The following is a 12,023-nucleotide window of genomic DNA, read 5'->3' on the forward strand; positions in this document are numbered from 1 at the left end:
GATGATTAAAAAGTTACATATATTTCTTGGCGCAACTGTCGCAGATGCAGCATCACGACCTTTGCATTGGGTATATGATGAAAAAAAACTGAAATCTTATATTAAAGGAAAAAAAAATATTGCCTTCTTTAAGCAAAATAGATCTCCATTCTATTCTATTAAAACTGGAGAAGTTTCTGGTTACAACGATGTAGGTCAAGTAATGTTTAGAACATTAACAAAAACTACTAATCACAAAGAGGTCATTAAACTTTTTAAGAAGAATATTGTCAAAAATTTTGGGCCAGGCTCAAGATATTGGAAAAATTTATCCATAAGAAAAAAATATAAAAAGATTAAATGGAAAACAGCCATGAAAGGTCCATGGATCCATCAAAATATTTTAGAAACTATCAAAAATATTAAACTAAAAAAAACAATCACGGGTGGGACTAAAGTTAACGAGTCAGATGGATATTGCGCAAGTCTACCCTTTTATTTTTCAAACAATTCTGACCAAAAAACAAAACAAATTATAAGAACAGTTGCTAATGGCAAAATCAGTGAGCAATTTGCTTTAGCAAAACTTAAGATTATTGATTTAGCTGATAAAGGAGACAGGGATCCAGTTAATAGTTTTTTAAGAAAAAATAAAAAAAATAAATATTTTAAAAATGTTATTGAAAACATCAAAAAAGTTAAAAGAATTAAGTCAAAACCGCACAATTTTGTTGTAAAGAAATTTGGTAAAGCATGTAGTTATCCAGGCACTTTTAATGGTTCAATACATGCAATTATTACTTCTAAAAATTTTAAAACTGCAGTGATAAAAACAATTAAAGCTGGTGGATGTAATTGTTCTCGTGCCAATTTCGTTGGTGCTTATTTTGCAGCTTACAAAGGCTTAAAAGGTATTCCTCAAGATTGGATTAAAAAAACAAATCCTGTCAAATCTATACTAAAATTTATTGCTTAGATGCAAAACCCCTCAATTAAATACATTTTAAAGTTATCTATTCCAATTTTTTTTGCAAACTTGGCTATTCCACTTGTTGGCATTATTGATACTGGTTTAATGGGTAATCTTGGTAACTTGTCATATTTATCAGCAACTTCAGTAGCTGCTAATTTATTTTCGATGATTTTTTGGAGCTTCGGTTTTTTAAGAATGGGAACTGTTGGTTTAGTTTCACAAGCTTATGGTAAAGAAGATTACTCAGAAATATTTAATATTGTTGTTCGAAATTTAGTTTTTGTTTTACTTATTTCATTGATCTTAATTTTATTACAAAGCTATATATTCAATCTAAGTGTAGGTATTTTTAATTTATCAGACACTACTAAACAATTTTATCAGGATTACTTTCAAATAAGAATTTATTCAGCACCTGGTGAATTAACACTTTACATTATAACTGGTCTATTTGTTGGATTACAAAAGACTAAAACCTCGAGTTTAGCTGTTGGTCTTTTTTCAATTCTAAATATAATTTTAAGTATTATTTTAGTTTCAGCATTTGATTTAAATATCAAAGGGGTTGCTTATGGGACTTTATTTTCAGCACTTTTAATATCTACAACTTTTCTAGGTTATACATTTTGGTATCTAAATAAAATGTCTAAAATTAATGTTAACATTAATAAATTAATAGATCTTAATAAACTTAAAAATATTTTTAACATTAATCTAAACATATTTATTAGAACTATATTGTTAACCTTTTCATTTTTTTGGTTCACTTATCTTGGCAGTCAAATTGGTGAAGACTATATTGCCGCAAATGCCATCTTGATTAACCTAGTCTTTTTGTCTGCTTTCATTCTTGATGCTTACGCATTTTCAACTGAAGGTATGGTTGGATATTCTTTGGGTAAAAAAGATATAAGCTTATTTAAAAAAATTGTTAAAAACTCTTTTATTTTAAGTACACTTACTGGATTAATTATTTCGATAATTTATTTTTTTATTAACAATTATGTCATTACATTAATGTCTGATATTGAAAGTATTAGAAATCTAAGTTCATCTTATGCTGTATGGCTAATACTTATGCCTTTAATTTCTTCATTTTGTTATCAGTTTGATGGAATATTTATTGGTGCTTCACAAACAAAAGAGCTGAGAAATGCTATGATTTTCTCTGTATTTTCTTATTTATTGATGTCTTTATATTTAACAAAGTTAATGGGCAATACCGGTATCTGGATATCTTTAAGTTTATTCATGGTGTTAAGGGCCTTATCTTTGTTTTATTATCTAGACAAAATTTATTTAAGATTTCGTACTGGGAAATAAATTCAACTAGCTTCAATAAAATGCTATTATAAATCAATGTTATTTAGACAACTATTTGATAAAGCCTCTAGCACATTTACGTATCTGATAGCTTCTGCAAAAGGAAGAGAGTCACTTATTATTGATCCCGTACTAGAAAATGTTGAACAATACATTAAACTGCTTAATGAACTCGATTTAAAGTTAGTAAAAGTTATCGATACCCACATCCATGCTGACCATATCTCAGGCATTGCAGAACTAAGAGATAAAACAAATTGTGTTACCGTAATGGGCGACAAAACTCCTGCTGATGTTGTTGCAATGCAGGTAGCTGATGAAGAAAAAATTCAAATAGATGGTTTGGAATTACAAGCTATTTACACACCTGGCCACACAATTGAAAGTTTTAGCTTCTTAATGGATGACAGAGTCTTTACTGGTGATGCTTTATTAATTAGGGGCACAGGTAGAACTGATTTTCAAAATGGTAATCCAAGAGATTCTTACAATTCAATTTTCAATAAGCTTTTAAAACTTCCAGATGAAACATTAGTTTATCCAGCTCATGATTATAAAGGAGAAATGGTCAGCACTATAATCGAAGAAAAGAAGTTCAATCCAAGACTGCAAGTAAGTTCTGCTGATCAATATATTGAGATTATGAATAATTTAAATTTACCTAATCCTAGTATGATGGATGTGGCAGTTCCCAGTAATTTAGAATTAGGAATAAATTTTAATAAACAAAAAGTAAACAATGGTATTGAACCTGAAAAATTTAATGAAATAAAAAAAGATGAACAGTCCGTTCTAATTGATCTTAGAGAGCAAAATGAAATTGATAAAGAAGGTATGATTAAAAATAGTTTAGTAGTTCGCTTTCCAGAAATAAATGAATACCTTCATAAGAATAAAGATATACTCAAGAATAAAAGAATTTTATTTTATTGTGCTCATGGCCACAGATCTACACTAGCTGTTCAACTATCTAAATCTTATCAATTTACTAATTGCTTTCACTTAATAGGTGGGCTTAAAAATTGGAAAAAAGAGGGTTTGGAATTATAAAATTATTATTAATAACTCAACTTCAAATTTAATCTTTTAAATTTATTTCGAAAACTAAAAAATAATTTATTATGATTACCAGTATCTTTTTTTATCGTTTGTTGCCACAAATGAACCATTTCATGAGATAAAGTATTTAGAAATTCCATTTTATTTTTATACTTAGGCATCATCTCAAGTACAAAAAAATTTGTCCCTTTTCTGTATGAAATATATTCAACACATTGACCTGAGCCTCTTACTATTCTTTTAATCTTTACATCATTAAAGGGGTTTAATTCATTTTTGAACAATGATTTATTGAAAATTTTAAAGTAATTTCTAATATCTTTAAAATTTGTAATATATTTTTTTTGACAGTCAGCAGTATCCTTTAGAATTCTTTTCTTTGTTCTAATGATATAATTATCCTTAGTTGTTTTTTTCTTCATATTTTTTAATGTAAATTAACCTTAAACACAGGCTATTGTTCGCATATCTATTCCTAAAATAGGAATTTACAAGATAATAAAATGATTAAAAATTGAGTATTTTTTGTAAGCTATTATGAGTTGCTTGCAGATTTTATAGCAAGGTAGATCTTTTCCTTGCTTGTCTGTCCGATGCTACGGTAGATTTCTTTGTTGTTTTGATAGATCACAATTGTAGTCCAATAATCAATACCAAGCTGTTTAGCTATAGCTTTATCTTTTTCTTGCTCAAAACTTAAAAAAATAATGTTCTTAAATTCTTTTTCAGCTTCATCTAATATTTTTATTTGAGCTTTACAAGTAGTACAAAATTCATTCCAAGAATTAACAACTACAATCTTTCCCTCCAATTGTGCTTTTTGAAAAATATCATTGTTAAATGTTGTGTTGTTATCAACCGCAAAACTTTTTAATGATATTAAGGTAAAAATTATTATTAATACTTTTTTCATATTTGTAATATATATCTTGCAAAGTTGATTAACAAGATTTGTTTTATTTAATAGCTCCAATTTGTTTTTGTCTAGTAATTATAATTAAACCACTTACTATTATTATGAATGCTCCAATATAGCTATTTGAAGATGGAATTTCATCAAATAAAAAATATCCATAAATTATGCCCCATATAATCACTGAGTATCTAAAAGTTGATGTAACAGATACAAGTGCAACTTTAATTGTAGCTATTGAAAAAATATATCCCATTGCTAAAAAAAAAGCAGAAATAAATAATATAAAAACATCTTTTAAAGTAAAATCATAAAATTTATAAATACTTAAAAGACCAAAAAAAATTGTAACAACAAAACAAGTCATGAAAGCAGTTTGTAGACTATGATAATCTTTCTTAAATTGTTTAGTATACATGTCACGTATAGAAAGCATTACTGCAGCTAGTATTGGAAAAATAAAATAGTATCCAAATTCTAATTTCCCAGGATTTATAACAATAACAACGCCAATAAAACCTAAGATGACTGCACTCCATCTCTTCCATCTAACTCTTTCATTTAAAAAAATAGCACCAAATGCTGTAAGTAAAATTGGTGCCATACTTAATAAAATATAAACTTTAGCAAATGGTAATAAAGCAACTCCAATAAAAAAAAATAATGCTGCAAAGGCCTCTAGTAAACCTCTTATCGTTAATTCTTTAGAGCTAAAAATTAGACCTAAATTCAGTTGCTTCTTTAAATAAAGAAATAACAGAATAAAAAGCAATGTAAAAATTCCCCTAATAAAAATAATTTGATTTAAAACAAATATTTCATCGTAGTGTTCATAAATATTCTTAACAAAAGCATCATTAGTTGCGAAAGAAAATTGGCATAAAAGCATATAAAATATGCCTAATAATTCATTATTCATTTTGATTTTTGAGAACATTAAGCGCTAGTTATATGCTTTTTTATTGGTAATAAACAAAAATCAAGAACCAATAAAAGGCAAGCCCAACTAGAATGGTTGCAATAATACTTTTACTAAAATATCCAATAATTATCGCAATTATAGCTGCCAGTATCTTAGGATTACTATCAATATCTATAGATCCTGTGGCATCAAGAAATATAGGAGGAAATATTATTGCTGGAAAAATGGCTGATGGAACGTAAGTTAAAACTTTTTTTGTCTTTTCATTTAAGATGTCTTTCTTTAAGAAAAAAATCATAGAAAATCTTGTTAAGTAAGTCAAAATTCCACAATAAATAATTGTTGTCCAATGCATTATTTTTTCTTCTGTCCAATTAATGTTATTATGGTGGCAACCGATAAGGCTGATAGTGTTGCTACAATAATATAAGCTTGAAATGGTATTGTATTGTACCCAATAGTTGCAACAATTCCTGACACTAACATTACAATTATATTTTTATACTTTCTAAAATCATTAATTAACAAAGCCAAAAATGTTAAAGAAATAGTAAAACTTAAACCTAACTCTTCAGGTACTACTGATCCAAGAACTATACCTAAAATTGTTGATATCTGCCAAATAGTCCAACAGGTAAAACCAGCTCCTAATAAATGGTAGTGTTTAAATTTATTTTCTTTATTTTTTTTAAAATAAATGTTTGAGACAGCAAATGCTTGATCAATTAATACATAGGATAGTATAATTTTCCATCTAAGTTTTAAGTGAAAAAGGTATTCAGAAAAAACCGCACCATATAGTAAATGTCTAGAGTTTACTGCAGTAACTGATGTGATTGTAACGAATGATGATGCACCGCCAGAAAATAATTGTAATAAAACAATTTGAGAAGCTCCACCAAAAATTATAATAGACATACCGAATGTCATATACGCACTCAAACCCAACTCCATACCAATAACACCGTATATAATTCCAAATGGAACCACGGGTATCATTAAAGGACTTACATCGATAATCCCCTTAGATAATGTTTTAAATCTATTATTCATTTTAATTTAGGATTTTGTATTAGAAACAGACTATATGATCAATATGTATAGGTTTTTTAATACCAAATTTTTCTTCAATTTCGTGTTGGTGAATATGGTGGGAATGAACAAATACAGAAATTAACTTATCACTGCTAGTTTTAAGTGTGTAAATAAAGTTTGTTCCTCTAAATTTTCTATCAACAACTTTTAATTTTAAATCACTTGCGTCATCGTGCTCAAGATCCTCAGGTTGTAATAAAAGTTTAACATTAGAACCTTTTGGATAATGTTTTATAAAATCACCAGTAATTTTTCCTAAATCATTACTTTCTAAACTATTTTCTCCTGTAACTTTTGCTTCAATCAAAGTTCCTCTATTTAAAAAATTAACAACTTCAATTGAATTGGGAAAATGGTAAATATTATAAGGATCATCATATTGCTTTAAATGACCATCTAATATAATTCCACACTTATTTCCCAAATAAAAAGCCTCGTAAGAGTCGTGTGTTACAATGATTGTAGTAATTTTTTGTTCTGTGAGAATTTGTTTTAACCTAACTTGAATTTCTTCTTTAAAGTTTTGATCGATATTTGAAAGTGGTTCATCTAGAAGTAATAGGTCGGGATTTGACAATAACGATCGAGCAAGCGAAGCTCTTTGTGCTTCGCCAGAACTAATTTGATGAGGATACTTATCCTTTATATTTTCAATATGAAGTAGCTTAATAATATCGTTGATTTCTAAACCTTTTTTCTTGTTTTTATTTCTCTCTGCACCAAATTTTATATTATCAAAAACATTATAATGAGGAAAAAGTGAATTATCCTGAAATGCCATTGCTATATTTCTATCTTCTGGTTCAACTTGGATTTCCTTCGAGGAAAGAATTCTGTCCTTAAGAGTAATTGTGCCAGAATTATTTTTTTCAAGACCTGCAATAGTTCTAAGTATTGTTGTTTTTCCAATACCTGATGGACCAAGTAAACAAACAATGTCTCCTTGATTTTCAATTGTTAACGAAACATTATTAATTTTATTTTGAGAACTTGCAGAAAAAGTCACATTATTAATTTCTAAAAAATTTTTTTTCATATTTTTATTCTTTAAGAATATACCTAGATGTAATTAAAATAAAAAAACTTGCAATAATTATCAGTATTAAAGAAGGTGCAGCTGCAGCCTCCAATAAATCTTGGGAAGCAAAAAGATAGGCTTTAGTTGCAAAAGTTTCAAAGTTAAATGGTCTTAAAATAAGTGTAATTGGTAATTCTTTAATAATTTCAATAGTAAGTAAAATTGAAACCAAAAAAATTGAGTTCTTTAAATAGGGTACATGAATATTTTTAAATGTTTTAAATTTCGAATATCCTAATAAATAAGCTCCCTCATCAATAGAATAATTTATCTTAGCATAACCAGATTTAATTCCATTATTTGCTAAAGAATAAAATCTAATAAAATAAACTAAAACTAATCCTAAAGTAGATCCAATAAAAAAGGATTTAATTGAACCCATTTCAAAATAATTAATAATGTTGTTATCCATCCATGAAATAAAAGTGATAAAGGCTACTGCCAGTATAATTCCTGGGATTGCATATCCAGATATAGATATAGTATTTAAAATTTGAAGTAATTTACTTTTAGAAACTCTATTTCCATAGTTAGATATAAAAGCTAGTATAATTAAAAAAAAACTAGATATAATTACTAAATTAATAGTGTTTAAAAATAGTTTAAAGACATCTAGATTTTCAAGATGTTGTGGAAAAATAATTGTCCAATAAAGCATTTGAGTGACTGGAAATAAAAAACTGATTAAAAAAATAGTAAAACAAAAAATAAATGCCAAGAAGGATTTATAACCATTAAGCTTTATTAATGTTTTTGTTCTATGGCCACCTTTCGATGATGTATGAAATTGTGCTTTTTTTCTCGATAGATTTTCTAAAATAAATAAACCAATAATAAAAATTAACAAATAAGACGAAAGTCTATTTGCTAAAGTTAAATCATCAAATGATATCCATGCGCTATAAATTCCAGTCGTTAAAGTTGAGACACCAAAATAAGAAACTGAACCAAAATCTGATAAAGTTTCCATTGCAACTAATGATAATCCAGCAACAATTGCTGGTCTGGCAGAGGGTAGTATAATATTAAAAAAAGATTTTTTTTTAGAAAAGCCCAAATTTTTACCAAGCTCTACTAAATTTTGAGATTGATAATGAAATGATGCTCTGGTTAAAACATAAACATATCCAAATAAAGAGAATGAAATAGCAATAATTGCACCTAAAAGTCCATCAAATTTAGGAATATAAACGTTGTAATTACCCTCTCCAAATAGATTGTTTAATATTGCAAAAACCGTTCCATAGTTTTCAAAAAAAGCTGTTAGTGAATAAGCATAAATATAAGCCGGTACTGCAAAAGATAGGATTAAAGCCCATTTAAAAAAGTTAACAGCAGGAAAAATATAAAAAGATACTAAATAAGCACAACCAACTCCTATAACAAACGTTATAAACAACACTCCTATTAATAGAAATAAAGAATTAGTTAAATAATCAATTAAAAAAGTTTTTTTTAAAATATTATAATAATCACTAATTGGCTCAAAAAAACTTCCAAGTACTGTAATAATTGGGATAGCAACTAGCACTGATATTAATAATGAACTGATAAACCAAAAATTAATTTTATTTCCCATAAGTTTTATTAATCTCTAATTTGATTTTTATTTAAGTTAAGAATTAGCACTTATTTCCATTTTGCATTCAACATAATCTCTAATGCATCACTTTGATTTTTACCGTAACTTGCTATATCTGTTTCTAAATCTTGCTTAAAATCTAAGCCCATATTTTTTATTAATTCATGAGGTTCCACACCATCAATAATAGAATATTCAAATGTGTTGTTAATTAAATGTTGTTGAGCTTCCTTTGTTAATAAAAATTCTATTAACTTAATGGCGTTATCTTTATTAGGGGCATATTTTAATATTCCTCCACCACTTATATTCATATGTGCTCCTCTATTATTTTGATTTGGAAAAAATGGTAAAACTTTTTTTGCTGCTAATTTTTGTTCTGCGCCTTTATTACCGGAAAGCATCAACGCATAATAATATGTATTAGCTATAGCTATATCAGCTTCCCCAGCTGCAACTGCTAATATCTGAGCCCTATCGTTTCCTTTGGGTGCTCTAGACATATTATTAACAACACCTTTTGCCCATTTACTTGTTTCTTCTTCACCATTATTAAAAATTAAGGAAGCAACTAGTGATTGATTATATATATTATTAGATTGTCTTATAACTATTCTACCCTGCCATTTTGAATTTGCTAAATCTTCATAACTTAAATTAATAAGATCATCTCTTGTTACCCTATCTGGTGAATAAAATAATATTCTTGCCCTTTTAGTTATACTTACCCAATTTTTGCCTCTAAAATTTGAAGGTACTAATTTTTCAATTATTGGTGACATAGAATTTTGAAACATTCCTTTATTATCAAAAGTGACAATATTTCCAGCATCTGATGTAATATAAAGATCAGCTTTAGAATATTTTCCTTCTTCTAATATTCTTTTTTGTAAAGCCTCATCTTTTCCTGAGATAACATTTACTTTAATTCCAGTTTGATCTGTAAATTTTTTATATAACTTAATGTCAGACTCATAGTGTCTTGAGCTAAATACATTTACCTCATTAGCAAAACATGCACTTAAAAGTGAGGTCATTAAAAATCCAATAATTATAATTTTCTTCATTGCTTTATTTATTTGTCCTTATTAATTTGTTGAGAATAAATGAATTATTACCACTATTGCGAATGATTATCAATCGCAATAAGTGTCACAGTTGTATGCTTTTCTAAGTTAAAATGAGGATAAGCAGGTTGCTTAAAAACGCCATTGATACGTAAAATCCAAGGAAAAAATTAAAATACATAATTGATACAATTCGATTTCTAATTCTTCTTTTTCTAACAAATGGTTTATCGTCTAGATCAGAAACATCTCTTTCTCCAATAACCTGATAATCATATGACCAACGCCATACAGAACTACCAAAACGTTCATCTGTACTATTGTAGAATATTATCCAAGCAACAATATATCTGTGAGAAATATAAAGAATAACTAAAAGTAAAATACTTATGAGCATCTAAATATATAATCATATTTAGAAAGCTTATTAAAGACTAATTAAAATTGCTCAGATTCTGTTGATCCTGCCATAGCTGTTGTAGAGCTTTTTCCACTACTTATAGTATTTGAAACTGCATCAAAATAAGATGTTCCAACTTCTCTTTGATGTTTAACACTTGTGTAACCATCTTTTTCTCTAGCAAATTCAAGCTCTTGGATTTTAGAATAAGCAGTCATTCCTTCTGTTTTATATTTTTCAGCAAGTTCAAAAATTGCAATATTTTGAGTATGAAATCCTGCAAGAGTTATAAACTGGAATTTATATCCCATCTCACTAATTTTTTGCTGAAATGTTGCAATCTCAGCATCTGATAAATGTTTTTTCCAATTGAACGAGGGAGAGCAGTTGTAAGCCAACAATTTACCAGGAAACTTTTCATGAATTGCATCCGCAAACTTTTTTGCTTCTTCTAAGTTTGGTGTTGCAGTTTCACACCAGATTAAATCTGAATAAGGAGCATAAGCTAAACCCCTTGAGATTGCTTGATCAATTCCATGTTTAACATAATAAAAGCCTTCTGGTGACCTTTCACCAGTTAAAAATGGTTTATCATTTTCATCAAAATCATTAGTGATTAATTTTGCAGCATTTGCATCTGTTCTTGCTAAAATTATTAATGGTACATCTGCAATATCCGCCGCTAGTCTTGCAGCTTTTAAATTTTTAATCATAGTACCAGTTGGAACTAAAACTTTTCCGCCCATATGGCCACATTTTTTTTCACTAGCTAATTGATCTTCAAAGTGAACACCAGCTGCACCTGCTTTAATGAATTTTTTTGTTAACTCAAAAACATTTAATGGACCACCAAATCCTGCTTCACCATCTGCAATAATTGGTAGCATATAATCTGTTCTATCTTTTGATTTCATGTCACCATCTTGTAATTCCATATGTTGAATTTGGTCTGCTCTTATTAGAGCATTGTTCATCGACTCAACTAATTTTGGTGCACTATCATATGGGTATAAAGACTGATCAGGATACATTTCACCAGCTGTATTTGCATCAGCTGCTACTTGCCATCCACTTAAATAAATTGCTTTTAATCCAGCTTTAGCGTGTTGGACAGCATGATTTCCAGAGAGTGAACCCAATGTATTAATATAATTTTCTGAATTCAATAAATCCCATAATTTTTTAGATTGGTGTTTGCACATAGAATATTCAATTTTAATTGAACCTCTTAATCTCTCAACTTCTTCTGGGGTGTAGTCTCTTTTTATTCCTAAAAATCTTTTTAAATCGTATGAAACTTTAGCTTCTGAGCTCATAGGTAAGTCTTTCTAAATTATGTATTAAGAAAATTAAATTGTGTCTAAATTAACAGTAATAGGATTTACTTTTTTTCACTAAATTCTTGAGTGAATTCATTCATCCCACTAGAACCCCAATCACAATGATCGTCTCTTAGGTAAACACCTGATTGACTAAACTGATTCTGATTGTTGTTTTCGTTAATTTCTCTTTGATTTTCTTGTTTTTTATTTGTGTTTTTATTGTTCATGTAAACTTTATAATTTACAAAATTTACAAAATCTAATTAAATCGTTAAAAACCTTGTAAAACAAAGAAATTTATTGTAAATTA

The 12,023-nt window shown here is 28.0% G+C and carries 13 protein-coding genes; 3 read left to right on the forward strand and 10 right to left on the reverse strand.

Annotation, left to right across the window (positions count from 1 at the left end; all coding sequences use genetic code 11):
• The first annotated feature begins 1 nt into the window (after position 1).
• From AC5SLO_RS03865 to AC5SLO_RS03875, 3 genes are read left to right on the forward strand one after another with little or no spacing between them, the layout of a single operon-like run.
• On the forward strand, positions 2-955 hold the full coding sequence (locus AC5SLO_RS03865) for an ADP-ribosylglycohydrolase family protein (protein WP_494572681.1): 954 nt from the start codon (positions 2-4) through the stop codon (positions 953-955).
• Complete coding sequence (locus AC5SLO_RS03870; protein WP_494572682.1) at positions 956-2,275, forward strand: MATE family efflux transporter; 1,320 nt, start codon at positions 956-958, stop codon at positions 2,273-2,275.
• Positions 2,276-2,311: 36 nt separating this feature from the next.
• Positions 2,312-3,325: an MBL fold metallo-hydrolase gene (locus tag AC5SLO_RS03875; protein WP_494572683.1), complete on the forward strand. Its 1,014-nt coding sequence runs from the start codon at positions 2,312-2,314 to the stop codon at positions 3,323-3,325.
• An 8-nt stretch (positions 3,326-3,333) separates the two neighbouring features.
• On the opposite strand, the gene AC5SLO_RS03880 is transcribed toward AC5SLO_RS03875, so the two are convergent.
• The 10 genes from AC5SLO_RS03880 to AC5SLO_RS03925 form a co-directional block, all read right to left on the reverse strand.
• Positions 3,334-3,756 (reverse strand): SprT-like family protein, encoded by a 423-nt coding sequence (locus AC5SLO_RS03880; RefSeq protein ID WP_494572684.1) that lies wholly within the window; start codon positions 3,754-3,756, stop codon positions 3,334-3,336.
• Positions 3,757-3,869: 113 nt separating this feature from the next.
• Complete coding sequence (locus tag AC5SLO_RS03885) at positions 3,870-4,247, reverse strand: TlpA family protein disulfide reductase (RefSeq protein WP_494572685.1); 378 nt, start codon at positions 4,245-4,247, stop codon at positions 3,870-3,872.
• Positions 4,248-4,290: 43 nt separating this feature from the next.
• Complete coding sequence (locus AC5SLO_RS03890; protein ID WP_271517060.1) at positions 4,291-5,184, reverse strand: DMT family transporter; 894 nt, start codon at positions 5,182-5,184, stop codon at positions 4,291-4,293.
• Between the two features lie 22 nt (positions 5,185-5,206).
• Entirely contained in the window at positions 5,207-5,524 is a 318-nt protein-coding gene (locus tag AC5SLO_RS03895; protein WP_271517057.1) for an AzlD domain-containing protein, read from the reverse strand.
• The gene (locus AC5SLO_RS03900) at positions 5,524-6,222 is read right to left on the reverse strand and encodes an AzlC family ABC transporter permease (protein WP_271517055.1); all 699 of its coding nucleotides are present in this window, start codon (positions 6,220-6,222) and stop codon (positions 5,524-5,526) included. Before AC5SLO_RS03900 ends, AC5SLO_RS03895 begins: the two co-directional genes overlap by 1 nt.
• A 19-nt stretch (positions 6,223-6,241) precedes the next feature.
• Positions 6,242-7,300 (reverse strand): ABC transporter ATP-binding protein, encoded by a 1,059-nt coding sequence (locus AC5SLO_RS03905; RefSeq protein ID WP_494572686.1) that lies wholly within the window; start codon positions 7,298-7,300, stop codon positions 6,242-6,244.
• A gap of 4 nt (positions 7,301-7,304) precedes the next feature.
• Entirely contained in the window at positions 7,305-8,921 is a 1,617-nt protein-coding gene (locus AC5SLO_RS03910; protein ID WP_494572687.1) for an ABC transporter permease, read from the reverse strand.
• A 50-nt stretch (positions 8,922-8,971) separates the two neighbouring features.
• Complete coding sequence (locus AC5SLO_RS03915; RefSeq protein WP_494572688.1) at positions 8,972-9,991, reverse strand: extracellular solute-binding protein; 1,020 nt, start codon at positions 9,989-9,991, stop codon at positions 8,972-8,974.
• 438 nt (positions 9,992-10,429) lie between these two features.
• Positions 10,430-11,707, reverse strand: a complete 1,278-nt coding sequence (gene aceA, locus AC5SLO_RS03920; RefSeq protein ID WP_271517041.1) for an isocitrate lyase — start codon at positions 11,705-11,707, stop codon at positions 10,430-10,432.
• A 65-nt stretch (positions 11,708-11,772) separates the two neighbouring features.
• A complete protein-coding gene (locus tag AC5SLO_RS03925) occupies positions 11,773-11,940 on the reverse strand; it encodes a hypothetical protein (protein WP_494572689.1) in 168 nt (55 codons plus the stop codon).
• Positions 11,941-12,023 lie beyond the last annotated feature (83 nt).

It is taken from the genome of Candidatus Pelagibacter sp. PS_44, assembly GCF_059417735.1.